Origin of the sequence: Agromyces tardus (genome assembly GCF_003710805.1) — a bacterium.
Classification (GTDB): domain Bacteria; phylum Actinomycetota; class Actinomycetes; order Actinomycetales; family Microbacteriaceae; genus Agromyces; species Agromyces tardus.
The window spans coordinates 1-26,567 of record NZ_RHHB01000010.1; the positions used below are offsets into that span (position 1 = coordinate 1).

Sequence of the window (26,567 nt, forward strand, 5' to 3'; positions counted from 1 at the left end):
CGGCGCGGGCGGCGGCGGCACTGGCGGGGATGGAGCCGGCGGTCGAGGTCGCGGCGCCGGCGATCGCAGCGGCCGGCCGCACCGCGGCGCCCGCCGGAGTGCAGGCGCCACGAGCGGTCCCGCGCAGCGGCCGGCATCCGTCTCGCGCGCCCGTGTCGTCGCGTTCGAGGTGCTCGAGGCCGTGCGCGAGTCCGAGGCCTACGCGAACCTGCTCATGCCGGCCCGCATCGAGCGGGCGCGGCTCGACGAGGCGGATGCCGCCCTCGCGACGGAGCTCGGCTACGGCACCCTGCGCATGCAGGGCTTCTACGACGCCGTGATCGCGCTCGCCGCCGGCCGACCCGTCGACCGCATCGATCCGCCCGTCCTCGACGTGCTGCGTCTCGGCGTGCACCAGCTGCTCGCCACCCGGGTGCCGACGCACGCGGCCGTCAACGAGTCGGTGGCGCTCGTGCGCCGCGTCGCGCCCGGCGCGACGGGCTTCGTCAACGCGGTGCTGCGCAACGTGTCCCGCCGCGAGCGCGACGACTGGAGTGCCCTCGTCGCGGAGGAGGCGACGACCGACGACGCCCGGCTCGCGGCGGTGCACTCGCATCCCGAGTGGATCGTGCGGGCCCTGCGCTCGGCGCTCGAGCGCGAGGGTCGCGGCGACGAGCTCGTGCCCCTCCTCGAGGCCGACAACGCCTCGCCGCGGATCAACCTCGTCGCGCTGCCCGGAATCGAGGCGAGCGGCGAGGCGGATGCCGCGGCCGCGGCCCCGATCGACAGGGTCGCCCTCGGGGAGCCCGACCGCTATTCGCCGATCGGCTTCACCGCCGCACGGCCGCTCGATCTCGTGGCGGCGCACGCCGGCCGCATCCGCGTGCAGGACGAGGGCTCGCAGCTCGCGGCGCTCGCGCTCAGCCGGGCGGAGCCCGTGCGGGCGGGCGAGCGGTGGCTCGACCTCTGCGCGGGGCCGGGCGGCAAGACCGCGGTGCTCGCCGCGGAGGCGCTCGCGGGCGGCGCCGTGCTCGTCGCCAACGAGATGGTGCCGGCGCGGGCCGAGCTCGTGCGTCGCGCCGTGGCGGGCGTGCCGCTCGACGTCCCCGTCGAGGTCGGCGACGGGCGAGAGCTCGACCCTGCGCGGCTCGGCGCAGACGGCGGCTTCGACCGCATCCTGCTCGACGCCCCGTGCACGGGCCTCGGCGCGCTCCGCCGCCGTCCGGAGGCTCGCTGGCGCAAGGCGCCCTCCGACGTCGCCGAGCTCACGGCGCTGCAGGGCGAGCTGGCGGATGCCGCGTTCCGGGCGCTCGCGCCCGGCGGCATCCTCGCCTACGTCACGTGCTCGCCGCACACCGCCGAGACGCACGGCACCCTGCGCGCCGCGCTCGCCCGCTGGGGCGACGACGCGGAGCAGCTCGACACCGCCGCGGTCGTGCAGGGGCTGTCGGGGCATCCGCTCGACCTCGCGGGGGAGCCGACGACCGTGCAGCTCTGGCCGCACCGGCACGGCACCGACGCGATGTTCATCGCGCTCGTGCGCCGTCGCGCCTGACGCACCGCGACACCCTCCTCGGCGACGACGTCACGCGACGCGAGGGGACCTGCGGTGCTCGGTAGGCTGGCGGCATGACGACGCGGATCAACCCGAGCATCCTCGCTGCCGACTGGGCCAACCTCGAGCACGAGCTCGGGCGCATCGCCACGGCGGACCTCGTGCACGTCGACATCATGGACAACCACTTCGTGCCGAACCTGACCTTCGGCCTGCAGATGGTCGAACGGCTGCAGCAGGTCTCGCCGATCCCGCTCGACGTGCACCTCATGATCGACGACCCCGACCGGTGGGCTCCGGCCTACGCCGAGGCGGGCGCGTTCTCGGTCACCTTCCACGCCGAGGCCGCCGGCGAGCCGGTGTCGCTCGCGCGCCGCCTGCGCCAGATCGGCGCCCGTGCGGGCATCGCGCTGAAGCCCGGCACCGACGCCACGCCGTACCTCGACCTCCTGCCCGAGTTCGACCAGGTGCTCGTCATGACGGTCGAGCCGGGATTCGGCGGCCAGTCGTTCATCCACGAGACGATGCCGAAGCTCGCCCGCGTCGCCGATGCGGTGCACGACGCGGGCCTCGACGTCTGGCTCCAGGTCGACGGCGGCATCACGGCCGACACGATCGGCATCGCCGCCGAAGCCGGCGCCGACACCTTCGTCGCGGGCTCCGCCGTGTTCAACGGCGACGTGCCGGCCGATCGTATCGCGTCGCTGCGGGCCTCCGCTGCCGCGCACCCGCACCGGCACGCCCCGAGGCACCGGTAGTCTGGACGGGTGAAGACCTTCGACGACCTCTTCGTCGAGCTCAGCGAGAAAGCCCGCACCCGCCCAGAGGGTTCCGGCACCGTGCGCGAGCTCGACGCGGGCGTGCACGCCATCGGCAAGAAGATCGTCGAGGAGGCCGCCGAGGTGTGGATGGCCGCCGAGTACCAGGGCGACGACGAGCTCGCCGAGGAGATCTCGCAGCTGCTCTACCACCTCCAGGTGCTCATGCTCGCGAAGGGGCTCGCGCCCGAGGCCGTGTACCGACATCTCTGACCGCTGACCATGCTCATGACCGATCAGTACCGTCGACACGAAAGTCAGGGAATGCTCCGCATCGCCGTGCCCAACAAGGGTTCGCTGTCCGAAACCGCCGCGCAGATGCTCTACGAGGCCGGGTACACCGGTCGCCGTGACCCGCGCGAGCTCATCGTCGCCGACCCCCGCAACGGGGTCGAGTTCTTCTACCTCCGCCCCCGCGACATCGCGACCTACGTGGGCTCGGGCGCGCTCGACGTCGGCATCACCGGGCGCGACCTCCTGCTCGACTCCGGGTCGGATGCCGGTGAGATCGCCTCGCTCGGCTTCGGCGACTCGACGTTCCGGTTCGCCGGTCCGCCCGGCGCGTACACCGTGCTCGCCGATCTCGACGGCAGGCGCGTCGCCACGAGCTACCCGGGCCTCGTGGGCGCGTTCCTCGCCTCGCACGGCGTCACGGCGAAGCTCGTGAAGCTCGACGGGGCCGTCGAGTCGGCCGTACGGCTCGGCGTCGCCGACGCCGTCGCCGACGTGGTCTCCACGGGATCCACCCTGCGCAAGGCGGGCCTCGAGATCTTCGGACCCGTCATCCTCGAGTCCGAGGCCGTGCTCATCGGATCGGGCGTCGACCGTCCCGGCACCGAGACGCTCGTGCGGCGCCTGCAGGGCGTGCTCGTCGCGCGCCAGTACGTGCTGCTCGACTACGACGTGCCCGTGGCCGACCTCGAGGCCGCCACGGCCGTCGCGCCCGGATTCGAGTCGCCCACCGTCTCGCCCCTGCACGACCCCGAGTGGGTCGCGGTGCGGGTCATGATCCCGCGCGACGAGATGAACCACGTGATGGACGAGCTCTACGCCCTGGGCGCGCGCGCGATCCTCGTGAGCGCGATCCACGCGGCACGGTTGTGAGGTAACGGATGACTCTCGCCGTTCGCGTGATCCCCTGCCTCGACGTGGCCGCGGGCCGCGTCGTCAAGGGCGTGAACTTCCAGAACCTCCGCGACGCGGGCGATCCCGTGGCGCTCGCCGCCCGGTACGCCGAGCAGGGCGCCGACGAGCTCACCTTCCTCGACGTCACGGCCACGGTCGACGACCGCTCCACCACCTACGACGTGGTGCAGCGCGTCGCCGAGCAGGTCTTCATCCCGCTGACGGTCGGCGGCGGCGTGCGCTCCAACGACGACGTCGCGCGACTCCTCGGCCATGGCGCCGACAAGATCGGCGTGAACAGCGCCGCGATCGCGCGGCCGGAGCTGCTCGCCGAGATCGCCGAGCGCTTCGGCGCCCAGGTCCTCGTGCTCTCGCTCGACGTGAAGCGATCGGATCGCACCGAGTCGGGCTTCGTCGTGACGACCCACGGCGGGCGCACCGAGACCGACCTCGACGCGCTCGACTGGGCGCGCCGGGCCATCGAGCTGGGCGCAGGGGAGCTGCTCGTCAACTCGATCGACGCCGACGGCACGAAGGCGGGCTTCGACCTCGAGCTCACCGCGCTCATGCACGAGCTGGCCCGGGTGCCCGTGATCGCGTCGGGTGGCGCCGGCAAGGTCTCGGACTTCGCCCCGGCGATCGCGGCGGGCGCCGACGCGGTGCTCGCGGCATCCGTGTTCCACAACGGCGAGGTCACGGTCGGCGAGGTCAAGGCGGCGCTGCGCGCCGATGGGAGGATCGTGCGATGAGCGAGCCGGGCGACGAGGAGCTGGAGCGCGACGAGGAGGCGTGGACGCCGCACGGCACCGCGCTCGACCGGGCCGCGTTCAACGCCGACGGCCTGCTGCCCGCGATCATCCAGCAGTGGGACACGGGCGAGGTGCTCATGCTCGGCTGGATGGACCGCGAGGCGCTGCGCCGCACGCTCACCGAGGGCCGCGTGACCTTCTGGTCGCGGTCGCGCCAGGAGTACTGGCGCAAGGGCGACACCTCGGGACACGTGCAGTACGTGCGCACGGCCGCGCTGGACTGCGACGCCGACGCCCTGCTCGTGCAGGTCGAGCAGGTGGGCGTCGCCTGCCACACGGGCACCCGCACCTGCTTCGACGGCGACCCGCTCGAGGTCGTCGTCGGATCCGCGATCGAGGGATGACGAGGACGAGATGACGGACCCTGCCGCCGGCGCCACGACGCGCTTCGAGGACTTCGCGAGACTGCTCGCCGGCCGACGAGTCGTGCCCGTCGTGCGGGAGCTCTTCGCCGACGGCGAGACGCCCGTGGGCATCTACCGCAAGCTCGCCGCGGGCCGCCCGGGCACCTTCCTGCTCGAGTCCGCCGAGCAGGGCGGCATCTGGTCGCGTTACTCCTTCGTCGGTGCGGGATCGTACGGCGTGCTCACCGAGCACGCCGGCCGCGTGCAGTGGCTCGACTACGGGCTCCCGGCCGAGCGCGCGCTCGGCGAGGCATCCGGCCTGGCCCCCCTCGCCGCGCTCGAGGCGCTGTACGAGCGCTGGGCCACCGAGGACGTTCCCGGCGCCCCGCCGCTGACCGGCGGCCTCGTCGGGTTCATCGGCTGGGAGGCGATCCGCCAGATCGAGCACCTGCCGAACCGCCCGCCCGCCGACTTCCCGATGCCCGGACAGGCGTTCGCCTTCGTCTCGGAGCTCGTCGTGATCGACCACCGAACGGGCACGGTGCAGCTCATCGCCTCCGCGCTCACCGACACGGATGCCGCGGCCGACGCGCTGTGGGCCGACGCCCAGTCGCGGCTCGACCGCATGCAGGCCGACCTCGCGCGGCCGTCGGAGGCGTACCTCGCCGAGATCGACCTCGGGCGGGCCGCTTCGCCCGCTCACCGCACCGAGAAGGCCGACTTCCTCGCCGCCGTGGAGCGCTCGAAGGAGTACATCCGCGAGGGCGACATCTTCCAAGTGGTGATCTCGCAGCGGTTCGAGCAGGAGACGTCCGCCGACCCGATCGACGTCTACCGGGTGCTGCGGAGCCTCAACCCGAGCCCCTACATGTACTTCCTGCACCTCGAGGACGCGGCAGCCGAGCCGTACTGGATCGTGGGCTCCTCGCCAGAGGCGCTCGTGAAGGTCGAGGACGGCCGGGTGTTCACGCACCCGATCGCGGGCTCCAAGCCCCGCGGCGCCTCGCCGGAGGAGGACGCCGACCTCGAGGCCGAGCTCGTCGCCGACCCCAAGGAGCAGGCCGAGCACCTCATGCTCGTCGACCTCGCCCGCAACGACCTCGCGAAGGTGTGCGACGCCGGCTCGGTGGAGGTCACCGAGTTCATGCGCGTGGAGCGGTTCAGCCACATCATGCACCTCGTCTCCTCGGTCGAGGGCGACCTCGCGAGGGGCCGCAACGCGGTCGACGTGTTCCGCGCGACGTTCCCCGCCGGAACGCTGTCGGGTGCGCCGAAGCCGCGCGCCCTCGAGATCATCGACGAGCTCGAGCCCGCGCAGCGCGGGCTGTACGGGGGAGTCGTGGGCTACTTCGGGTTCGGCGGTGACGCCGACCTCGCGATCGCCATCCGCACCGCCACGATCTCGGGTGGCGTCGCGCGCGTGCAGGCGGGCGGGGGACTCGTCGCCGACTCGATCCCCGAATCGGAGTTCCAGGAGTCGGTCAACAAGGCCGCCGCACCGCTGCGCGCCGTGGCCGTGGCCGATGCGATGCGGAGGGTCGGCTAGGTGCGCCGCGATCGCATGAAGCTGCCTTCGATCGTCGCCGTCATCGCCGGCGCCGGCCTCGTGCTGCTGTCGTGGAGCCAGGCCTGGTTCGAGCTCGTGCTCACCGCCGATTCGGCCGCGCCGTCGGGCGGCGCCGCGATCGAGGTGTCCGGGCAGGTCGCATCGCCCGCGCTCGCGGCCCTCGCGCTCGCGGGCCTGGCGCTCGCGGGCGCGCTCGCGATCGCGGGTCCCGCCATCCGCATCGTCCTCGGCATCCTCGCGGTCGTGCTCGGCGGAGCGGTCCTCCTCGCCGCCGGGATCACGCTCGGCGACCCGGTGGCCGCGGTCTCGCCCGCCGTTGCCGCCGCGACGGGCGTCACGGGCGACGATCCCACGGCCGCGCTCGTGCAGTCGGCCACGGCGACCCTGTGGCCGCTGGCCGCCATCGCCGGCGGCGTGCTGGTCGCGGCATCCGGCGTGCTCGTGCTCGCCACCGGCACCGCGTGGCCCGTCTCGACGCGCCGCTACCGCGCCGTGCGGTTCGCCGCAGCGGATGCCGCAGCGGATGCCGCAGCGGGCGGATCCGGCTCCGATCGGGCCATCGACGACTGGGACGAACTGAGTCGCGGCGACGATCCCACCGGCGACGAGCCGCGGGGCGCCAGCCGCTAGACTTGTCCGGACCCCGCAACGAAGGAGCATCATGAGCACTGAGACCGCTGATCCCGGCCACGGACACTCGCCCGCGGCGTGGACCGCCGTCGTGATCATGCTCGTCGCCGTCGCCATCGGCACGGTGGCGTTCTTCCTCGACGTGCAGTGGCTCGTGTGGGCGTCCGCGGGTCTGCTCGTGGTGGGCGCCATCGTCGGGTGGGCGCTCGCACGCGCCGGCTACGGCGTCGACGGAGCGAAGACCGTCTCGAAGGCGCACTGACGCGTGCTCGCCGAACTGACGGCGAACGCCGTCGCCGACGCACTCGCGCGCCGCGAGGGCCGTCCGCTCGCCGAGGTGGAGGCCGCTGCGCTCGCGCGCCCGCCGGCACTCGACGCGCTCGCCGCGCTCGCCCCCGCCGACCACGTCAAGGTCATCGCCGAGATCAAGCGCTCGAGCCCATCGCGCGGCTCGCTCGCGTCGATCTCCGACCCCGCGGCTCTCGCTCGCAGCTATGAGCTCGGCGGTGCGAGCGCGATCAGCGTGCTCACCGAGGGTCGCAAGTTCGGCGGCTCGCTCGCCGACCTCGAGGCGGTGCGCGCGGCGGTGTCGCTCCCCGTACTGCGCAAGGACTTCATCGCGACGCCCTACCAGGTGCTCGAGGCGCGCGCGGCCGGTGCCGACCTCGTACTGCTCATCGTGGCCGCGCTCGACGACGCGCAGCTCGCGGAGCTCTTCGCGCTCATCACCGACCTCGGCATGACCGCGCTCGTCGAGACGCACGGCGCCGACGAGCTCGACCGTGCCGCGCAGCTCGGAGCCCGGCTCATCGGCGTCAACGCCCGCGACCTCTCGACCTTCGAGCTCGACCGCGACCTCTTCGCGCGCCTCGCCGACCGGTTCCCCGACGACGCGATCCGCGTCGCCGAGTCTGCGGTGCTCTCGGCCGACGACGTCGCGCACTACCGCCGTTCGGGCGCCGACGTCGTGCTCGTCGGCGAGGCGCTCGTCACCGGCGATCCGATTGCCAACCTCTCTGCATTCCTGGCGGTGTGACATGGCGCTCAGAGCGCAGACCGGTCCGTACTTCGGCGACTTCGGCGGGCGCTTCGTGCCCGAATCGCTCGTCGCCGCCCTCGACGAGCTCTCCGAGGCCTACGAGCTCGCGAAGCTCGACCCGCTGTTCCAGGAGGAGCTCGCCGAGCTCGGCCGCAGCTACACCGGCCGCCCGTCGATCATCACCGAGGTGCCCCGGTTCGCTGCGCACGCCGGCGACGCCCGCATCATCCTGAAGCGCGAGGACCTCAACCACACGGGCTCGCACAAGATCAACAACGTGCTCGGCCAGGCGCTGCTGACGAAGCGCATCGGCAAGCAGCGCATCATCGCGGAGACAGGCGCGGGCCAGCACGGTGTCGCGAGCGCCACGGCGGCGGCGCTCTTCGGCCTCGACTGCACGATCTACATGGGCGAGGTCGACACCGAGCGCCAGGCGCTCAACGTCGCGCGCATGCGGCTGCTCGGCGCAGAGGTGATCCCGGTCACCGCGGGCTCGCGCACGCTGAAGGACGCCATCAACGAGGCCATGCGCGACTGGGTCACGAACGTCGAGACCACGAACTACCTCTTCGGCACGGTCGCGGGCCCGCACCCGTTCCCCGAGATGGTGCGCGACTTCCAGAAGATCATCGGCGAGGAGGCGCGCGAGCAGGTGCTCGCCCTCACCGGCGCGCTGCCCACCGCGGTCGCGGCGTGCGTCGGCGGCGGCTCCAACGCCATCGGCATCTTCCACGCGTTCCTCGACGACACCGACGTGGCGCTCTACGGCTTCGAGGCCGGCGGCGAGGGCGTCGAGACATCGCGCCACGCGGCGACGATCAGCAAGGGTCGCCCGGGCGTGCTGCACGGCGCGCGCAGCTACCTCCTGCAGGACGAGGACGGCCAGACGATCGAGTCGCACTCGATCTCCGCGGGCCTCGACTACCCGGGCGTCGGCCCCGAGCACTCGTGGCTGTCGGCCATCGGCCGCGCCGCGTACCGGCCGATCACGGATGCCGCGGCGATGGACGCGCTGCGACTGCTCTCCCGCACCGAGGGCATCATCCCCGCGATCGAGTCGGCGCACGCCCTCGCGGGCGCCCTCGAGCTCGGCCGCGAACTCGGTCCGGAGTCCGTCATCCTGGTGAACCTCTCGGGTCGCGGCGACAAGGACATGGAGACCGCGGCGCGCTACTTTGAGCTGCTCGACGGCGGGAGTGCCGAGTGAGGAACGTCGGTCCCGTCATCCGGGAGCGCAACGAACAGGCTGCCGGCGCGCTGATCGGGTACCTCCCCGTGGGCTTCCCCACGCTCGACGAGAGCGTGGAGGCGGCCGTGGCCCTCGTCGAGCACGGCGTCGACGTGCTCGAGCTCGGCCTGCCCTACTCCGACCCGGTCATGGACGGCCCCGTCATCCAGGCGGCCACCCAGCAGGCACTCGCGAACGGCTTCCGCCTCGCCGATGGCTTCGAGGCGGTGCGCCGCATCACCGAGCGCACGGATGCCCCGGTGCTGATCATGACCTACTGGAACCCCGTGGTGCAGTACGGCGTCGACCGCTTCGCGGACGACCTCGCCGCCGCCGGGGGCGCCGGACTCATCACGCCCGACCTCATCCCCGACGAGGGCGGCGCGTGGATCGCGGCATCCGAGCGGGCCGGCCTCGACCGCGTGTTCCTCGCCGCACCCACCTCCACCGACGCACGCGTGCGCCAGGCGGTCGAGTCGAGCCGCGGGTTCGTCTACGCGGTCTCGACCATGGGCATCACGGGTGCCCGCACCGACGTCGACAGCGCGGCACGAGCGCTCGTGGCGCGCCTGCACGAGGCAGGCGCCGAGGCGGCGTGCGTCGGGCTCGGCATCTCCACCGCGGCGCAGGTCGCCGAGGTGCTCGAGTACGCGGAGGGCGCGATCGTGGGCTCCGCCCTCGTCAGGGCGCTGGCCGAGGGCGGCGTCGCCGCGGCCGGCGAGCTCGCGGCGGAACTCGCGCGCGGCACCCGCATCCAGTGAAGTAGTCTCGACACCGGCCGCACGCGGCCGCGCACCATCGACGAAAGGCAGACGCCGGCGTGATCGCACCCCTCAGCATTCCGAGCCCCGACTGGGACGGCTTCGAGATCCCCACGCCGTGGGGCACGGTCATCTCGATCCGCGCCTATGCGCTGTGCATCCTGCTCGGCATCATCCTCGCCACGATCATCACGTCGCGACGGCTGACGAAGCGGGGCGCGGAGCCCGGGGTCGTGCTCGACATCGTGCTGTGGGCGGTGCCGCTGGGCATCATCGGCGCGCGCCTCTACCACGTTCTCACGCACCCGGCCGACTACTTCTACCCCGGCGCCAACGTCTGGAACCCCTTCGAGCCCGGAGCGATCTGGAACATCTGGGAGGGCGGCAACGCCATCTACGGCTCGCTCATCGGCGGCGCCGTCGGCGTCATCATCGGATGCCGCTTCACCGGCCTGCGCTTCTGGTCGTTCGCCGACGCCCTCGCGCCGGGCCTCCTCGTGGCGCAGGCCACCGGGCGCCTCGGCAACTGGTTCAACCACGAGCTGTTCGGCTCGCCGACCGACCTGCCCTGGGGCCTCCAGATCGAGTCGACGAACCCCGCCTTCCCGGCCGGCCTGCCCGACGGCACCCTCTTCCACCCCACCTTCCTCTACGAGATCGTGTGGAACCTCCTCGGCGTCGCCGTCATCCTCTTCCTCGAGCGCCGGTTCAACCTGCGCTGGGGCAAGGCGTTCGGCGTCTACCTGATCTGGTACGGCATCGGGCGATCGTTCCTCGAGTCGATCCGCGTCGACCCGAGCGAGCTGTTCCTCGGCATCCGATCGAACGTCTGGGCGTCGTATGCGGCCGTCGTCATCGGCATCGTGATCATCATCGTGCAGTCGCGCCGACACACCGGAATCGAGCCGAGCGTCTACGTTCCCGGCCGCGAATGGACCCCTTCCGACGCTGAGGTAGACTCGGACGAAACCGAGTCCGAATCCGACTCTCTCGACGACGGCGTCGAGGGGAAGAACGAATCCGGCGAGACGGCTGCCACAAGCACGAGCCGTACGACCTCCGCGTAGGGGTCTCGCCCCGCATCGCGTTCTCCGACGTGGCGCCGCACCATGCGCCGCGACATCTCCCTCCGCGGGCCAGCGTCGTCCCCGTTGCCACCGAGTTCACCGAGGACGGTCCACGTGACGATTCCCCTTCCCCACTCGAGGTTCGGTTCCATGCCCGCCGCGCAGGGCATGTACGACCCCGCCGCTGAGAAGGACGCCTGCGGCCTGGCGATGGTCGCCACCCTGCGGGGCGCCGCCGGTCACGACATCATCACCGCGGCGCTCGACGCGCTGCGCCACCTCGAGCACCGCGGCGCCGTCGGCTCCGACGCGGGCACGGGCGACGGAGCGGGCATCGTCACGCAGGTGCCCGACGCGTTCCTGCGCGAGGTCGCGGAGTTCGCGCTTCCGCCCGCCGGCAGCTACGCCGTGGGCAACGCGTTCCTCCCGGTCGACCCCACCGCGCGCAGCGGCGTCAAGCAGCGGCTGCAGCGGATCGCGGCATCCGAGGGCCTTCGGGTGCTCGGCTGGCGCGAGGTGCCCGTGCGCCCCGACGAGCTCGGCACGCTCGCGCGGGCGGCGATGCCCGTCGTGCAGCAGCTCTTCGTGCAGGGCGAGGCCACCAATTCGGAGGGGGAGCTGGTCTCGGGGATCGCGCTCGACCGGCTCGCCTTCCGGCTGCGCAAGCGCGCCGAGCGCGAGCTCGACCTCTACTTCGCGTCGCTCTCGTGCCGCACGATCGTGTACAAGGGCATGGTCACCACGCTGCAGCTCGAGCCGTTCTACCCCGACCTCTCCGACGAGCGCTTCGCCTCGAAGCTCGCGCTCGTGCACTCGCGCTACTCGACGAACACGTTCCCGTCGTGGCCGCTCGCGCAGCCGTTCCGCATGATCGCGCACAACGGCGAGATCAACACCATCCAGGGCAACCGCAACTGGATGCGGGCCCGCCAGTCGCAGCTCGAGTCCGAGCTCCTCGGCGACCTCGACCCGATCCTCCCGATCGTCACGCCCGGCGCGAGCGACTCGGCCTCGTTCGACGAGGTGGTCGAGCTGCTGACGCTCGCCGGCCGGAGCCTGCCGCACGCCGTCATGATGATGGTCCCCGAGGCGTGGGAGAAGCAGACCGAGATCGACCCCGCGCGGCGCTCGTTCTACGAGTACCACTCGATGCTCATGGAGCCGTGGGACGGCCCTGCGGCGATCGTGTTCACCGACGGCACGCTCGTCGGCGCCACGCTCGACCGCAACGGCCTGCGTCCCGGTCGCTACCTCGTGACCGACGACGGCCTCGTCGTGCTCGCGAGCGAGATCGGCGTGCTCGATATCGACCAGAGCCGCGTCGTGCGAAAGGGGCGGCTCCAGCCCGGCCGCATGTTCCTCGTCGACACCGAGGCGGGCCGCCTCATCGAGGACGACGAGATCAAGGCCGAGCTCGCGGCATCCGAGCCCTGGGGCGACTGGCTCGACGAGGGCCGCATCCGCCTCCACGACCTGCCCGAGCGCGAGCACATCGTGCACCCGCCGGCCTCGGTCAACCGCCGCCAGCGCACCTTCGGCTACACCGAGGAGGAGGTGAAGATCCTCCTCACCCCGATGGCGAAGACCGGGGCCGAGCCGCTCGGCGCGATGGGATCCGACACGCCGATCGCGGTGCTGTCGCAGCGCCCGCGCCTGCTCTTCGACTACTTCACGCAGCAGTTCGCGCAGGTCACGAACCCGCCCCTCGACTCGATCCGCGAGGCAGTCGTGACCTCGCTGAGCACCTCGCTCGGTCCCGAGCGCAACCTCCTGTCGTCGGGACCGGACCACGCCCGCCAGGTGTCGCTCGACTTCCCGGTCATCGACAACGACGAGCTCGCGAAGATCGTGCACATGGACTACGCAGGCGCACCGCACGCCGCGCGCACCCTGCGCGGCCTGTACCGCGTCGACGAGGGTCCCGAGGCGCTGCGCGCGCGGCTCGCCGAGCTGTGCCGCGAGGTCGACGAGGCCATCGAGGAGGGCGCCGCCTTCATCGTGCTGAGCGACCGCGACTCCACGAAGGACCTCGCGCCGATCCCGTCACTGCTCATGCTCTCGGCGGTGCACCACCACCTCATCCGCTCCGAGACGCGCATGAAGGTCGGCATCGTCGTCGAGGCGGGCGACGTGCGCGAGGTGCACCACGTCGCGCTTCTCGTGGGCTACGGCGCCTCCGCGGTCAACCCGTACCTCGCGATGGAGACCTGCGAAGACCTGGTGCGGTCCGGCGTGCTCACTGGCGTCACGCCCGAGCAGGCGGTGCGCAACGTCATCACGGCGCTCGGCAAGGGCGTGCTCAAGATCATGTCGAAGATGGGCATCTCCACCATCTCGTCGTACGCGGGCGCGCAGGCGTTCGAGGCGGTGGGACTCTCCGACGAGTTCATCGACGAGTACTTCACGGGCACCACCTCGAAGCTCGGCGGCGTCGGCATCGACGTGATCGCGGCCGAGAACCTCTCGCGCCACGCGGCGGCGTACCCGCAGGATGCCGCGGTGCGGGCGCACGAGCGCCTCTCGACGGGTGGCGAGTACCAGTGGCGTCGCGACGGCTCGCCGCACCTCTTCAACCCCGAGACGGTGTTCCGCCTGCAGCACTCGACGCGCAACCGTCGCTACGACGTGTTCCGGGAGTACACGCAGCTCGTCGACTCGCAGGCGCAGGAGCTCATGACGCTGCGCGGCATGTTCGCGCTGCGCACCGGCGTGCGCCCGCCCGTGCCCCTCGACGAGGTCGAGTCGGTCGAGTCGATCGTCAAGCGCTTCTCGACCGGCGCCATGAGCTACGGCTCGATCTCGAAGGAGGCGCACGAGACCCTCGCGATCGCCATGAACCGGATCGGCGCGAAGTCGAACACGGGCGAGGGCGGCGAGGACCTCGAGCGGCTGCTCGACCCGGAGCGCCGCAGCGCGATCAAGCAGGTGGCATCCGGTCGATTCGGCGTGACGAGCATGTACCTCACCCACGCGACCGACCTGCAGATCAAGCTCGCGCAGGGCGCGAAGCCCGGTGAGGGCGGCCAGCTGCCGCCCGCGAAGGTGTACCCGTGGGTCGCCCGCACGCGTCACGCGACCGCGGGCGTCGGGCTCATCTCGCCGCCCCCGCACCACGACATCTACTCGATCGAAGACCTCAAGCAGCTCATCTTCGACCTGAAGCGCGCCAACCCCAAGGCGCGCGTGCACGTGAAGCTCGTGAGCCAGTCGGGCATCGGGGCGGTCGCGGCCGGAACCGCGAAGGCCCTCGCCGACGTGATCCTCGTCTCGGGCCACGACGGCGGAACCGGTGCGAGCCCGCTCAACTCGCTCAAGCACGCGGGCACCCCGTGGGAGCTCGGCCTCGCCGAGACGCAGCAGACGCTCATGCTCAACGGCATGCGCGACCGCGTGGTCGTGCAGGTCGACGGCCAGCTCAAGAGCGGCCGCGACGTCGTCATCGGCGCACTGCTCGGGGCCGAGGAGTTCGGCTTCGCCACGGCGCCGCTCGTGGTGGAGGGCTGCGTCATGATGCGCGTCTGCCACCTCGACACGTGCCCCGTGGGCGTCGCCACCCAGAACCCCGAACTGCGCAAGCGCTTCTCGGGCAAGCCCGAGTTCGTCGTGAACTTCTTCGAGTTCATCGCGCAGGAGGTGCGGGAGTACCTCGCAGAGCTCGGCTACCGCTCGCTCGACGAGATCATCGGGCGCCGCGAGCTCCTCGACGTCGACCGCGCGGTCGCGCACTGGAAGGCGTCGGGGCTCGACCTCACGCCCGTGCTCGTCGGACCGGACTTCGCCGACGCCGAGCCGCGCCGCAACGCCCGTGCGCAGGACCACGAGCTCGACGAGCACTTCGACAACGAGCTCATCCACCGCAGCCAGCTCGTGCTCGAGCGCGGCGGCACGGTGCAGATCGAGCTGCCCGTCGCGAACACCGAGCGCGCGGTCGGCACGATGCTCGGACACGAGGTGACGGTGCGCCACGGCGACCAGGGCCTGCCGGCGGGTTCCATCGACGTGCGGCTCACGGGCAGCGCAGGGCAGTCGCTCGGCGCGTTCCTGCCGAGCGGCATCACGATCCGCCTCGAGGGCGACTCCAACGACTACGTCGGCAAGGGTCTCTCGGGCGGACAGATCATCGTGCGTCCGGCGCGCGAGGCGGGCTTCGTGGCCGAGCGGAACGTGATCGCCGGCAACGTCATCGGCTACGGCGCGACGCGCGGCAGCATGTTCATCCGCGGCATCGTCGGCGAGCGGTTCCTCGTGCGCAACTCGGGGGCCACTGCGGTCGTCGAGGGCGTGGGCGACCACGCACTCGAGTACATGACCGGCGGCCTCGCCGTGATCCTCGGCGACACGGGCCGCAACCTCGGCGCGGGCATGTCGGGCGGCACCGCCTACGTGCTCGACCTGCGCGAGTCGCGTGTGAACCGAGAGGCACTCGCGAGCGGCGAGCTCGAGCTGCATCCGCTCGGCAGCGCCGACAGCGAGATCCTGCGCGACCTGCTCGAGCAGCACCGCGAGCACACCGAGTCCGCCGTCGCGGCCGCCCTCCTCGCCGAGGGGGATGCCGCGTTCGAGCGCTTCACCAAGGTGCTGCCGCGCGACTACGCGGCCGTGCTGCGCACGCGGCAGAGCGCCGTCGACGAGGGGCTCGACCCCGACGGCGAGGTCGTGTGGACGCGAATCCTGGAGGTCACCGGTGGCTGACCTCCTCCTGAACCGAATCAACCCGACCGAACGCGTGGAGGTGACGGGTGGCTGACCCGAAGGGCTTTCTCAAGGTCACCGAGCGCGAGCTGCCCAAGCGGCGTCCCGTGCCGGTGCGCATCATGGACTGGAAAGAGGTCTACGAGCAGGGCGACCCCGCCCAGCTCCGACGCCAGGCCGGCCGCTGCATGGACTGCGGCATCCCGTTCTGCCACCAGGGGTGCCCGCTCGGCAACCTGATCCCCGAGTGGAACGACCTCATGTGGCGCGGCGAGGGCCGCGCGGCGGCCGACCGGCTGCACGCCACGAACAACTTCCCGGAGTTCACGGGCAGGCTGTGCCCCGCTCCGTGCGAGTCGGCGTGCGTGCTGGGCATCAACCAGCCCGCCGTGACGATCAAGCAGGTCGAGGTCTCGATCATCGACCAGGCGTTCGGCAGCGGCTGGGTGCAGCCGCAGCCGCCCGGCCGGCTCACCGGCAAGACCGTCGCGGTCGTGGGCTCCGGTCCCGCCGGCCTCGCGGCAGCGCAGCAGCTCACGCGCGCCGGTCACACGGTCGCGGTGTACGAGCGCGACGACCGCATCGGCGGCCTGCTCCGCTACGGGATCCCCGACTTCAAGATGGAGAAGAAGCACCTCGACCAGCGGCTCGCGCAGATGACCGCCGAGGGCACTCGCTTCCGCGCCGGCGTCGACATCGGCACCGACCTCTCGTGGGCCGAGCTCCGCCGCCGGTACGACGCGGTCGTGGTCGCGACGGGCGCGATCGTGCCGCGCGACCTGCCGATCCCCGGGCGCAACCTTCCCGGCGTGCACTTCGCGATGGAGTACCTCGTGCAGTCGAACCGCCACCTCGCGGGCGACCAGGTCTTCGACCAGATCTCGGCGGAGGGCAAGCACGTCGTCGTCCTCGGCGGCGGCGACACCGGCGCCGACTGCATCGGCACCGCGCACCGCCAGGGCGCCCTGTCGGTCACGAACCTCGCGATCGGCAAGGAGCCGAGCCAGACCCGTCCGGCCGAGCAGCCGTGGCCCATGCACCCGACGCTGTTCGAGGTGCAGAGCGCCCACGAGGAGGGGGGCGTGCGCCAGTACCTCGCCTCCACGGTCGAGTTCCTCGCGAACGAGGTCGGCGAGGTGCGCGCGATCCGCGTCGCCGAGACCGAGTACCTCGACGGCCGCCGCGTGCCGAAGGCGGGCACCGAGCGCGAGATCCCGGCCGACCTCGTCCTGCTCGCCCTGGGCTTCACCGGCCCCGAGACGGATGCCGCGGCCGACCAGCTCGGGCTGCAGGCCGGCGAGCGCGGCAACTTCGCGCGCGGCGCCGACTACTCGACGAGCGAGCCCGGCGTGTTCGTCGCCGGCGACGCCGGCCGAGGGCAGTCGCTCATCGTCTGGGCGATCGCCGAGGGACGTGCTGCGGCGGCATCCGTCGACCGGTACCTTGAAGGGGAGACGCAGCTGCCGAGCCCCATCCCCGCGACGGCCAGGGCCTTCGCCATCTGATCCGCGCCGCAGGCGCCACACGACCGCAAAGCCAGCGCTTCGGCGCGGAACACTGGAGCACACACCACATGAGAAGAGCGAAGATCGTCGCCACCCTCGGGCCGGCGACGTCGAGCTACGAGCAGATCCGGGCGATCATCGATGCGGGCGTCGACGTCGCGCGCATGAACCTCAGCCACGGCAGCTACGACGTGCACGAGGGCGTCTACCAGAACGTGCGCAAGGCGGCCAACGACTCGGGTCGCGCCGTCGCGGTGCTCGTCGACCTGCAGGGCCCGAAGATCCGCCTCGGCAAGTTCGCCGACGGCCCGCACGAGCTCGCCGAGGGCGACGTCTTCAAGATCACCACCGAGGACGTCAAGGGCACCAAGGACATCGTCGGCACGACCTTCAAGGGCCTGCCCCACGACGTGAAGCCGGGCGACTTCCTCCTCATCGACGACGGCAAGGTGCGCGTCGAGGTGCTCGAGACCGACGGCACGGTCGTCACCACCAAGGTCATCGTCGCCGGCCCCGTCTCGAACAACAAGGGCATCAACCTCCCGGGCGTCGCGGTCAACGTGCCGGCCCTCTCGAAGAAGGACGAGGCCGACCTGCGCTGGGGGCTCGAGCTCGGCGCCGACCTCATCGCGCTGTCGTTCGTGCGCAACGCCTCCGACATCGTGCGCGTGCACGAGATCATGGACGCAGTCGGTCGCCGCGTGCCCGTCATCGCCAAGATCGAGAAGCCGCAGGCGGTCGACGCGCTCGAGGAGATCACCGAGGCGTTCGACGCGATCATGGTCGCCCGCGGCGACCTCGGCGTCGAGCTGCCGCTCGAGGCGGTGCCGATCGTGCAGAAGCGCGCGGTCGAGATCGCACGCCGCCTGGCGAAGCCCGTCATCGTGGCGACGCAGATGCTCGAGTCGATGACGCACAGCCCGGTGCCCACGCGTGCCGAGACCTCCGACGTCGCGAACGCCATCCTCGACGGCGCCGACGCGGTCATGCTCTCGGGCGAGACGAGCGTGGGGGAGTACCCCGTGCAGACCGTCACCACGATGGCGCGCATCATCGAGTCCACCGAGCGGCACGGGCTCGACCGCATCCTCCCGCTCGGCACGAAGCCCCGCACGCAGGCCGGCGCCATCACGCTCGCCGCGGTCGAGGTGGCCGACTTCGTCGAGGCCAAGTACCTCTGCGTGTTCACCGAGTCGGGCGAGTCCGTTCGGCGGATGTCGCGACTCCGCTCCAAGATCCCGATCCTCGCGTTCACGCCCTACCCCGACATCCGTCGCCGCATGGCGCTGAACTGGGGCGTCGAGTCGTTCGTCGTCGACCGCGTGAAGCACACCGACCAGATGGTCGGCCAAGTCGACGAGGTGCTCGCCCGCACGGGCAAGGCCGTGATCGGCGAGAAGGTCATCATCATCTCGGGATCCCCTCCCGGAATCCCCGGCACCACCAACGACGTGCGCGTGCACATCGTCGGCGAGGTGCTCTGAGCACTGCACCCGAGGCCCGGTCGTCCGCACGGACGGCCGGGCCTCCGGCGTCTCCGGGCGCGAGGTTCGCCGGCGACGACGAGGCTTGCGAGCGACCCCGGCCGTGACGCACGGCAGCGCGATGCGCAGGTCGGCAATGGGGGGAGGTGCCGGTGGTGGGGGTCGAACCCACACGCCCTTTCGGGCAAAGCATTTTGAGTGCTCCGCGTCTGCCATTCCGCCACACCGGCCAGAGGCCTCGCTCAGAATACCGTAGGCTTTCCTGCGTGACAGACAGTGAAGAGACCCAGTCGGCACCGCGCCGCGTCGTCGTTGCCGAGGATGAGTCGCTCATCCGCCTCGACATCGTCGAGATCCTGCGCGACAACGGCTTCGAGGTCGTCGGCGAGGCCGGAGACGGCGAGACGGCGGTCGCACTCGCGACCGAGCTCCGCCCCGACCTCGTCATCATGGACGTGAAGATGCCCCAGCTCGACGGCATCTCGGCGGCCGAGCGGCTCTCGAAGGGCCACATCGCCCCCGTCGTGCTCCTCACGGCGTTCAGCCAGAAGGAGCTCGTCGAGCGCGCCAGCGAGGCCGGAGCCCTCGCCTACGTGGTGAAGCCGTTCACGCCGAACGACCTGCTGCCCGCGATCGAGATCGCGCTCGCCCGCCACGCGCAGATCATCGCGCTCGAGGCCGAGGTCGGCGACCTCGTCGAGCGGTTCGAGACGCGCAAGCTCGTCGACCGCGCCAAGGGCCTCCTCAACGAGAAGATGGGCCTCACCGAGCCCGAGGCGTTCCGGTGGATCCAGAAGGCGTCCATGGACCGGCGCCTCACCATGAAGGACGTCTCGCAGGCGATCATCGAGCAGCTCGCGCCGAAGAAGTAGGTCTTGCGGCCCTAGGCTCGCGCCGAGCCGATGGGAGTGTGGTGTGTGAACCCGGGCGTGCCCGCCCGGTGCCGATCGAATCGGGGGAGCACACATGCTGCGCGACGAGGCGTCCACGCTGGTCAGTCGTTTCGAGGATCTGCGGATCGGCGACGCGCCGACCGTCGGCGGCAAGGGGGCGAACCTCGGCGAGATGACGTCCGCCGGGCTGCCGATCCCGCCCGGGTTCGTGGTCACGGCCTCGGCCTACCTGGAGGCCATCGACCGGGCGGGCATCCGCGGGCGCCTGCTCGAGGAGTTCCGCGCGGCCGCCGCGGCGGCCGACGACCCGGCGGCGCTCGTGCGATCCGCCGCTGCGCTGCGGGACACCGTCGGCGCCGTCCCCGTGCCCGACGACGTGCGCGAAGCGATCCTCTCCGAGTACCACCGGCTCGGCGACGGGATCGCCGTCGCCGTGCGCTCCTCCGCCACGTCCGAGGATGCCGCGGGCACGTCGTTCGCGGGCATGCACGAGACCTACAACAACGTCGTCGGCGACGACGCCGTGATCGCCCGCGTCCGCGACTGCTGGAGTTCCCTGTTCGTCGACCGCGTCATCTCGTACCGCGCGAGCCAGGGCATGGACGAGGAGCCCGTGCTCGCGGTCGTCGTGCAGACCCAGATCGCCTCCGACCGCTCCGGCGTCATGTTCACGGTCGACCCCTCGACGGGGGCGCGTGATCGGCTCGTCATCGAGGCCGCGCTCGGCCTCGGCGAGGTCGTCGTCTCGGGCGCCGTCGAGCCCGACACCTACATCGTGGCCAAGGACGGGCCGAGGCTGCTCTCGGCCCGCGTCGGCCACCAGAGCCACCGGCTCGTCCCCGGAGCCGACGGCACGGTGCGCCGGGAGGAGCTGGACACGGCAGTCGGTGCCGCCCGCGTGCTGACCGACGAGGAGGTGCTCACCGTCGCGAGGCTCGGCCTGCAGGTCGAGGCGCACTACGGCGAGCCCCAGGACACCGAGTGGGCCTACGAGGCCGGTCGCCTGTGGATGCTGCAGTCCCGCCCGGTCACCACCCTCGGCGGTGGGCCCGCCGCGTCGCCGGTGGGCGGCGCCGCCGAGCCCGGCAGTGCCCCGGCGGGCACCGTACTGCTCCGCGGACTCGCCGCCGCCCCGGGCCGGGTCACGGGCCGCGTGCGCATCCTGCAGACCCCGGCCGACGGCGAGCGCCTGCAGGCGGGCGAGATCCTCGTCGCGCCCATGACGAACCCCGACTGGGTGCCGACGATGCGGCGGGCCGCGGCGGTCGTCACCGACGGCGGCGGCATGACCTGCCACGCGGCGATCGTCGCGCGCGAGCTCGGCGTGCCGGCGATCGTCGGCGCACGCACCGCAACCACCGTCCTGCGCGACGACGAGCTCGTCACGGTCGACGGAGCGAAGGGCGAGGTCATCGAGGGAGCGGATGCCGCGGCATCCGCCACCGCGCCGGCCGCGGTCGTCTCGGCCGTCGCCGCCCCCGCGGCGCCCGAGCCGCTCGCGACGAAGCTCTACGTCAACCTCGCGATCGCCGAGCGCGCGGAGGACACGGCGGCGCTCGACGTCGACGGAGTGGGCCTCCTGCGCGCCGAGTTCATGATCACCGACGCGCTCGGCGGTCTGCACCCGCGCGAGATGCTCGCCCGCGGGCAGCGCGAGGAGTTCATCCGGCGCATGAGCGGATCGCTGCTGACGGTCACGCGCGCCTTCGGCGCCCGGCCCGTCGTCTACCGCACGATCGACTTCCGCAGCAACGAGTTCCGCGGGCTCGAGGGGGGCGAGCAGTTCGAGCCGCAGGAGAACAACCCGATGATCGGCTACCGGGGCGCCTACCGGTACGTCAAGGAGCCGGAGCTGTTCACGCTCGAGCTCGAGCTGCTCGCGCGGGTGCGGGAGGAGACCCCGAACCTGCACGTGATGCTGCCGTTCGTGCGCACCAAGTGGGAGCTGGAGGCGTGCCTCGAACTCATCGACGCGAGCCCTCTGGGGCGGCAGCGCGGACTGCGGCGATGGGTCATGGCCGAGGTGCCGTCGATCGCCTACCGCATCCCCGAATACGCGGCGATGGGCATCGACGGGGTCTCGATCGGATCGAACGACCTCACGCAGCTGATGCTCGGCGTGGACCGCGACTCCGAGATCTGCGCCGAGCTGTTCGACGAGTCCGACGCCGCCGTGCTCGATGCCATCGAGCGCATCATCACGGCATGCCGGGCCGCGGGCATCACCTCGTCGCTGTGCGGGCAGGCACCGTCGAACGATCCGGCATTCGCGGAGCACCTCGTGCGGTTCGGCATCGACTCGATCTCGGTGAATCCGGATGCCGCGGACCGCACGCGTCGCGTCGTCGCGGCGGCAGAGCGCCGCATCCTGCTCGACGCCGCGCGGGCGGGCGGGCGGGCCTGAGCGGGGCCTCGCCGGGGTCGCCCGCGCTGGTCCCGGTGACGGATCCCGTGGCCGCCCGAGGCCGTCGGCGGGACCGATCGGTGTCGGTGACCGCTTGTAGTCTTGGGGGGTGTCGGACCCCACCCCCGAAAAGCCCACCCTGCTCGTCGTCGACGGTCACTCGCTCGCGTTCCGCGCGTTCTACGCGCTGCCGGTCGACAGCTTCTCGACCCGCGACGGCCAGCACACGAACGCGATCCACGGGTTCCTGTCGATGCTGCTGCTCCTCCTGCAGAACGAGAAGCCCACCCACCTCGCGGTGGCCTTCGACATCTCGCGGCACTCGTTCCGCACGCGGGAGTACCCCGAGTACAAGGGCACCCGCAACGAGACGCCGCCCGAGTTCAAGGGGCAGGTCCCCCTGCTGCAGGAGGCGCTGCAGGCCATGGGCGTGCGCACGCTCGAGAAGGAGGACTTCGAGGCCGACGACATCCTCGCGACGCTCGCGGCGCGCGGCCAGGCGGAGGGCTACCGGGTCCTGCTCGTCTCCGGTGATCGCGACACCATCCAGCTCGTGAACGACGACGTCACGCTGCTCTACCCCAACACGCAGGGCGTCTCGCAGCTGAAGCGATACGACGTGCCGGCGGTCATCGAGCGTTACGGCATCCGGCCCGAGCAGTACCCCGACGTCGCGGCGCTCGTCGGCGAGTCGAGCGACAACCTCATCGGCATCTCGAAGGTCGGAGAGAAGACCGCCGTGAAGTGGCTCGGGCTCTACGGCGACCTCGAGGGCATCCTCGCGCACGCCGACGAGATCAAGGGCGTCGTCGGGCAGAACCTGCGCGACCAGCGTGAGAACGCGGAGCGCAACCGACGCCTCAACCACCTCGTGCGCGACGTCCAGCTCGACGTCGGCCTCGACGAGCTCATCGCCAAGCCCATCGACGTGGAGGCGGTGCGCCCGATCTTCGAGCGGCTGGAATTCCGCACCCTGCTGGAGCGCGTCACGAAGCTCGCGGCCGGCGAGGCAGGCGGCAACGGCAACGGCGGTGCGGTGGCGGCGGCCGCGCCGACCGTCGATGCGGCGCCGGCCCCGGTCGCCCCGATGCCGCGCACCCTCCAGGACGAGGAGCTCGCGGCGTGGCTCGAGCGGGCGATCGTCGCGGAGCCCGCGGGGCTGGGCCTCAGCATCGAGATCGCCGGCGGCGGCGTGATCGGCGCCGGCATCGCGACCGCCGCCGAGACGGTGTACCTGCCATGGCAGCCGGGTCGCGCCGAGTACGCGCCCTTCGAGGCCTGGCTCGCGAGCGACGCGTCCAAGGTCATGACCGACGCCAAGCCGCAGCTCGAGGCGCTCGCACGATCGGAGCTCGCCTTCGACGGGCTCGTGCTCGACACGCTCATCGCGGGCTGGCTCGTGCGGCCCAACCTGCAGGAGAAGTCGCTCGCCGACCTCGTCTCCTTCCACCTCGGCGAGTCGGTGCCGCAGGCCGATCCCGCGCTCCTCGTGCCCGAGGAGGGCACCGACGCCGGACCGGCCGAGTACGCGTGGTACACGCTGCGCCTCGCACCCGTCGTGCTGAGCCGGCTGTCCGAGGGGTCGCGACGACTGCTCGCGGAGGTCGAGATGCCGCTCGTGCCCGTACTGGCCGCCATGGAGTTGCGCGGTGTCACGGTCGACCACCCCGAGCTCGCGGCGCTGTCGGCCGAGCTCGGCGATCGCGCGGCCGGCCTCGCCCAGCTCGCCTACGCCGAGATCGGGCGCGAGGTCAACCTCGGCTCGCCGAAGCAGCTGCAGGAGGTGCTCTTCGATCAGCTCGGCATGCCGAAGACCCGCGCCACCAAGACCGGCTACACCACGGATGCCAGCGCACTCGCCGACCTGCAGGAGTCGAACCCCCATCCGTTCCTCGGATACCTCCTCGAACACCGCGACGCGACGAAGCTCCGCCAGATCGTCGAGTCGCTCGACAAGGCCATCGGAGCCGACGGGCGCATCCACACCACCTACTGGCAGATCGGCGCGGCCACCGGTCGGCTCTCGTCGAACGACCCGAACCTGCAGAACATCCCCATCCGCACCGCCGACGGCCGCCGCATCCGCAAGGCGTTCCGCCACGGGCCCGAGTACGCCGAACTGCTCACGGCCGACTACTCGCAGATCGAGATGCGCATCATGGCGCACCTCTCGGGCGACCCGGGGCTCATCGAGGCGTTCAACGCGGGCGAAGACCTGCACCGGTTCGTGGGCGCGCGCGTGTTCGGCGTCGATCCGGCCGACGTGACGCCCGTCATGCGCACGAAGGTGAAGGCCATGTCCTACGGGCTCGCGTACGGGCTCAGCGCCTTCGGCCTCTCGAAGCAGCTGCGCATCGACAGGGCCGAGGCCACGCAGCTCATGAAGGAGTACTTCGAGCGCTTCGGCGCGGTGCGCACCTACCTGCGCAGCGTCGTCGAGCAGGCGAAGATCGACGGCTACACCGAGACGATCTTCGGCCGCCGTCGCCCGTTCCCCGACCTTGCGAGCCCGAACCGCGTGCACCGCGAGAACGCCGAGCGCGCCGCCCTGAACTCGCCGATCCAGGGATCGGCGGCCGACATCATGAAGGTCGCGATGAGGAACGTCGAGGCCGCCCTCACGCAGAGGGGGCTCGGCAGCCGCATGCTCATGACCGTGCACGACGAGCTCATCTTCGAGGTCGCGCCCGGCGAGTCCGACGAGCTCGAAGAGGTCGTGCGCGACCGCATGGCGCACGCCGCCGAGCTGCTCGTTCCCCTCGACGTGCAGATCGGGCGCGGCAGCAACTGGGACGACGCGGCCCACTGACCCGGCCCGCACGCGCGACCGGCGCGCGGGACCGGCGCTGCGCATCGCGCTGGTCCGACGGGGCGGCGCCGCGTGGCGTCCGGCCCGACGAGATCCGAGGAGGCCTCGACGGTTGGCGCGTCGCGGCGCCGCTCCCTAGGCTCGCAGGCATGGCAGCAGCAGAGCGCACTCCGACCGACGTCGACCGGATCGCAGAGGACTGGGTCGACACCCTCGTCGAGTTGAACCCGGCCGTCGGCACCTACATCGGACGCACGAGCCACGACGATCGACTTCCCGACTACTCGCCGGCCGGCCACGACGCGGTCGTCTCCGCCATCCGCTCGACCCTCGGCGCGCTCCGCAGCGCCGAGCCGGCCGACGGCGTCGATCGCATCACCGTCGCGGACCTCGGCAGCGAGCTCTCGCTCGACCTCGAGAGCGACGCGGCCGGCCTGCACCTGCGCGACCTCAACGTGATCGCGAGCCCCGCACAGGAGATCCGCGAGGTCTTCGACCTGATGCCGACCGCGGCCACCGAGGACTGGGAGCGCATCGCCGCGCGGCTCGGCGCGGTTCCCGCGGCGGTCGACGGGTACATCGAGACGCTCCGCCTCGGCATCGAGCGCGGCACCGTGCCCGCCGTGCGCCAGGTGCGCGAGGTCGCCGTGCAGGCGCGTCGGCACGCGCGTCCCGACGGATTCTTCCCGTCCTTCGTCGCGGGCGCCGCCGACGACGGTGCGGCCATCGATGCAGGCCTCGAGCGTGCCCTCGCCGCGGGGGCCGAGGGCGCGGCATCCGCCTACGGGAGGCTCGCCGACTTCCTCGAGCAGGAGCTCGCGCCGCGAGCCGGATCCGCCGACGCGGTGGGGCGCGAGATCTACGCCCTGCAGTCGCGCCGGTTCCTCGGCGCCACGATCGACCTCGACGAGACCTACGAGTGGGGCATCGAGGAGCTCGCGCGCATGGTGGCGGAGCAGGAGTCGATCGCCCGGGAGATCGTGCCCGGGGCATCCGTCGCCGAGGCCATCGCGCACCTCGAGTCCGACCCGGCGCGCAAGCTCGTCGGCACCGACGCGCTGCAGCGCTGGATGCAGGAGACGAGCGACCGCGCGGTCGCCGAGCTGGGTGCGACGCAGTTCGACATCCCCGCCGAGATCCGCACGCTCGAGTGCCTCATCGCGCCCACGCAGGAGGGCGGCATCTATTACACGGGCCCGAGCGACGACTACACCCGTCCGGGGCGGATGTGGTGGTCGGTGCCCGAGGGCGTCACCGAGTTCGACACCTGGCGTGAGAAGACCACGGTCTACCACGAGGGCGTGCCGGGGCACCACCTGCAGATCGGACAGGCCGTCGTCAACCGCGGGCAGCTCAACACCTGGCGGCGCCAGCTCGCCGGCACCTCGGGCCACGCCGAGGGCTGGGCGCTCTACGCCGAGCGGCTCATGGAGGAGCTCGGCTACCTCGACGACCCCGCCGACCGGCTCGGCATGCTCGACGGCCAGCGGGTGCGCGCCGCCCGCGTCGTGCTCGACATCGGCGTGCACCTGGGCAAGCAGCGCCCCGACGGGAACGGCGCGTGGACGGGGGAGTACGCGTTCGAGTTCCTCGGGGACAACGTGAACATGCCACCGGAGTTCGTGCGCTTCGAGGTGCATCGCTACCTCGGCTGGCCGGGGCAGGCCCCGTCGTACAAGGTCGGTCAGCGCATCTGGGAGCAGCTGCGCGACGAGTCGCGCCGCCGCGCGGGCGATGCCTTCGACATCCGCGAGTTCCACAGCCGCGCGCTCGGCCTGGGCGGGCTCGGGCTCGACACGCTGCGGTCCGCGCTCCTGGCCTGACACGGGCGCCCGGCTGCGGCCGGGACGCGTGGCTA

Annotated in this window: 20 protein-coding genes and 1 tRNA gene; 20 read left to right on the forward strand and 1 reads right to left on the reverse strand. The window is 71.9% G+C overall.

What is annotated here, in order from left to right; all coding sequences use genetic code 11:
* From EDM22_RS07745 to pyk, 16 genes are all read left to right on the forward strand, one after another.
* On the forward strand, positions 1 to 1,534 hold a 1,534-nt coding region (locus EDM22_RS07745), incomplete at its 5' end, for an RsmB/NOP family class I SAM-dependent RNA methyltransferase (RefSeq protein WP_122936491.1).
* Positions 1,535 to 1,608: 74 nt separating this feature from the next.
* Positions 1,609 to 2,292, forward strand: coding sequence for a ribulose-phosphate 3-epimerase (rpe, locus tag EDM22_RS07750; RefSeq protein ID WP_122936492.1), 684 nt, complete (start codon positions 1,609 to 1,611; stop codon positions 2,290 to 2,292).
* Between the two features lie 9 nt (positions 2,293 to 2,301).
* Positions 2,302 to 2,565: a phosphoribosyl-ATP diphosphatase gene (locus tag EDM22_RS07755; protein ID WP_122936493.1), complete on the forward strand. Its 264-nt coding sequence runs from the start codon at positions 2,302 to 2,304 to the stop codon at positions 2,563 to 2,565.
* A 51-nt stretch (positions 2,566 to 2,616) separates the two neighbouring features.
* The gene (hisG, locus tag EDM22_RS07760; RefSeq protein ID WP_122936494.1) at positions 2,617 to 3,456 is read left to right on the forward strand and encodes an ATP phosphoribosyltransferase; all 840 of its coding nucleotides are present in this window, start codon (positions 2,617 to 2,619) and stop codon (positions 3,454 to 3,456) included.
* Between the two features lie 8 nt (positions 3,457 to 3,464).
* Entirely contained in the window at positions 3,465 to 4,226 is a 762-nt protein-coding gene (hisF, locus tag EDM22_RS07765; RefSeq protein WP_122936495.1) for an imidazole glycerol phosphate synthase subunit HisF, read from the forward strand.
* A complete protein-coding gene (gene hisI, locus EDM22_RS07770) occupies positions 4,223 to 4,630 on the forward strand; it encodes a phosphoribosyl-AMP cyclohydrolase (protein ID WP_122936496.1) in 408 nt (135 codons plus the stop codon). Before hisF ends, hisI begins: the two co-directional genes overlap by 4 nt.
* Before the next feature lie 10 nt (positions 4,631 to 4,640).
* The gene (locus EDM22_RS07775) at positions 4,641 to 6,176 is read left to right on the forward strand and encodes an anthranilate synthase component I (RefSeq protein WP_122936497.1); all 1,536 of its coding nucleotides are present in this window, start codon (positions 4,641 to 4,643) and stop codon (positions 6,174 to 6,176) included.
* A 15-nt stretch (positions 6,177 to 6,191) separates the two neighbouring features.
* Positions 6,192 to 6,827 (forward strand): Trp biosynthesis-associated membrane protein, encoded by a 636-nt coding sequence (locus tag EDM22_RS07780; RefSeq protein WP_138708046.1) that lies wholly within the window; start codon positions 6,192 to 6,194, stop codon positions 6,825 to 6,827.
* A gap of 31 nt (positions 6,828 to 6,858) precedes the next feature.
* Positions 6,859 to 7,089, forward strand: a complete 231-nt coding sequence (locus tag EDM22_RS07785) for a DUF6704 family protein (RefSeq protein WP_122936499.1) — start codon at positions 6,859 to 6,861, stop codon at positions 7,087 to 7,089.
* Positions 7,090 to 7,092: 3 nt separating this feature from the next.
* Complete coding sequence (gene trpC / locus EDM22_RS07790; RefSeq protein WP_122936500.1) at positions 7,093 to 7,863, forward strand: indole-3-glycerol phosphate synthase TrpC; 771 nt, start codon at positions 7,093 to 7,095, stop codon at positions 7,861 to 7,863.
* A gap of 1 nt (position 7,864) precedes the next feature.
* A complete protein-coding gene (gene trpB / locus EDM22_RS07795) occupies positions 7,865 to 9,073 on the forward strand; it encodes a tryptophan synthase subunit beta (RefSeq protein WP_122936501.1) in 1,209 nt (402 codons plus the stop codon).
* Entirely contained in the window at positions 9,070 to 9,855 is a 786-nt protein-coding gene (gene trpA, locus EDM22_RS07800; RefSeq protein WP_122936502.1) for a tryptophan synthase subunit alpha, read from the forward strand. The genes trpB and trpA overlap by 4 nt, the downstream gene beginning before the upstream one ends.
* A gap of 59 nt (positions 9,856 to 9,914) precedes the next feature.
* A complete protein-coding gene (gene lgt / locus EDM22_RS07805) occupies positions 9,915 to 10,922 on the forward strand; it encodes a prolipoprotein diacylglyceryl transferase (protein ID WP_122936503.1) in 1,008 nt (335 codons plus the stop codon).
* Between the two features lie 150 nt (positions 10,923 to 11,072).
* Positions 11,073 to 15,614 (forward strand): glutamate synthase large subunit, encoded by a 4,542-nt coding sequence (gene gltB, locus EDM22_RS07810; RefSeq protein ID WP_245989272.1) that lies wholly within the window; start codon positions 11,073 to 11,075, stop codon positions 15,612 to 15,614.
* A 47-nt stretch (positions 15,615 to 15,661) separates the two neighbouring features.
* A complete protein-coding gene (locus EDM22_RS07815; protein ID WP_122936505.1) occupies positions 15,662 to 17,119 on the forward strand; it encodes a glutamate synthase subunit beta in 1,458 nt (485 codons plus the stop codon).
* Between the two features lie 68 nt (positions 17,120 to 17,187).
* Positions 17,188 to 18,603 (forward strand): pyruvate kinase, encoded by a 1,416-nt coding sequence (gene pyk / locus EDM22_RS07820; RefSeq protein ID WP_122936506.1) that lies wholly within the window; start codon positions 17,188 to 17,190, stop codon positions 18,601 to 18,603.
* 147 nt (positions 18,604 to 18,750) lie between these two features.
* Here the strand turns inward: pyk and EDM22_RS07825 are convergent.
* Positions 18,751 to 18,833 (reverse strand) — tRNA-Leu (locus EDM22_RS07825).
* Between the two features lie 36 nt (positions 18,834 to 18,869).
* Here EDM22_RS07825 and EDM22_RS07830 point away from each other — a divergent pair.
* The 4 genes from EDM22_RS07830 to EDM22_RS07845 all read left to right on the forward strand — a co-directional run bounded on the left by EDM22_RS07830 (position 18,870) and on the right by EDM22_RS07845 (position 26,532).
* The gene (locus EDM22_RS07830; RefSeq protein ID WP_122936507.1) at positions 18,870 to 19,475 is read left to right on the forward strand and encodes an ANTAR domain-containing response regulator; all 606 of its coding nucleotides are present in this window, start codon (positions 18,870 to 18,872) and stop codon (positions 19,473 to 19,475) included.
* Between the two features lie 94 nt (positions 19,476 to 19,569).
* On the forward strand, positions 19,570 to 21,900 hold the full coding sequence (gene ppsA / locus EDM22_RS07835) for a phosphoenolpyruvate synthase (protein ID WP_122936508.1): 2,331 nt from the start codon (positions 19,570 to 19,572) through the stop codon (positions 21,898 to 21,900).
* A 109-nt stretch (positions 21,901 to 22,009) separates the two neighbouring features.
* A complete protein-coding gene (polA, locus tag EDM22_RS07840; protein WP_122936509.1) occupies positions 22,010 to 24,709 on the forward strand; it encodes a DNA polymerase I in 2,700 nt (899 codons plus the stop codon).
* 149 nt (positions 24,710 to 24,858) lie between these two features.
* A complete protein-coding gene (locus tag EDM22_RS07845; protein ID WP_122936510.1) occupies positions 24,859 to 26,532 on the forward strand; it encodes a DUF885 domain-containing protein in 1,674 nt (557 codons plus the stop codon).
* Positions 26,533 to 26,567 lie beyond the last annotated feature (35 nt).

Bases quoted from the DNA above. Each gene is read 5' to 3' on its own strand.
- rpe (WP_122936492.1), top strand. From the start codon at position 1,609: ATGACGACGCGGATCAACCCGAGCATCCTCGCTGCCGACTGGGCCAAC.
- hisG (WP_122936494.1), top strand. From the start codon at position 2,617: ATGCTCCGCATCGCCGTGCCCAACAAGGGTTCGCTGTCCGAAACCGCC.
- hisF (WP_122936495.1), top strand. From the start codon at position 3,465: ATGACTCTCGCCGTTCGCGTGATCCCCTGCCTCGACGTGGCCGCGGGC.
- hisI (WP_122936496.1), top strand. From the start codon at position 4,223: ATGAGCGAGCCGGGCGACGAGGAGCTGGAGCGCGACGAGGAGGCGTGG.
- EDM22_RS07775 (WP_122936497.1), top strand. From the start codon at position 4,641: ATGACGGACCCTGCCGCCGGCGCCACGACGCGCTTCGAGGACTTCGCG.
- EDM22_RS07780 (WP_138708046.1), top strand. From the start codon at position 6,192: ATGAAGCTGCCTTCGATCGTCGCCGTCATCGCCGGCGCCGGCCTCGTG.
- EDM22_RS07785 (WP_122936499.1), top strand. From the start codon at position 6,859: ATGAGCACTGAGACCGCTGATCCCGGCCACGGACACTCGCCCGCGGCG.
- trpB (WP_122936501.1), top strand. From the start codon at position 7,865: ATGGCGCTCAGAGCGCAGACCGGTCCGTACTTCGGCGACTTCGGCGGG.
- gltB (WP_245989272.1), top strand. From the start codon at position 11,073: ATGCCCGCCGCGCAGGGCATGTACGACCCCGCCGCTGAGAAGGACGCC.
- pyk (WP_122936506.1), top strand. From the start codon at position 17,188: ATGAGAAGAGCGAAGATCGTCGCCACCCTCGGGCCGGCGACGTCGAGC.
- ppsA (WP_122936508.1), top strand. From the start codon at position 19,570: ATGCTGCGCGACGAGGCGTCCACGCTGGTCAGTCGTTTCGAGGATCTG.
- EDM22_RS07845 (WP_122936510.1), top strand. From the start codon at position 24,859: ATGGCAGCAGCAGAGCGCACTCCGACCGACGTCGACCGGATCGCAGAG.